The following is a 301-nucleotide window of genomic DNA, read 5'->3' on the forward strand; positions in this document are numbered from 1 at the left end:
GGTGGTCATGGATATGAATCCAAGCTTTAAGGCAGCTGTGAAAAAGGCATTGGGACGCCCTGTCATTGTCGCAGACCGTTTTCACTTTTGTCGTTATATCTACTGGGCGCTTGATGAAGTCCGAAGAAAAGTGCAGAAGGAATGGCATGCATATGACCGCAAGAAATGTAAAAGGATGCGCCATGTTTTATATAAGCGCAGCGAGAAATTAACGGAGAAAAACCGTTGGTATTTAGATCGCTATCTAGGCATGTCTGATGAATTGAAGAAGGCATATGAACTGAAAGAGGCCTATTGTGAC

General features: G+C 43.5%; 1 protein-coding gene. It reads left to right on the forward strand.

Going from position 1 to position 301, the window contains the following annotated elements:
• A partial coding sequence (locus WFH04_RS18200; protein ID WP_336825735.1) for a transposase occupies positions 1 to 301 on the forward strand: 301 nt, incomplete at both ends.

The sequence above is a fragment of the Sporosarcina sp. USHLN248 genome (assembly GCF_037144575.1).
GTDB lineage: Bacteria > Bacillota > Bacilli > Bacillales_A > Planococcaceae > Sporosarcina > Sporosarcina contaminans.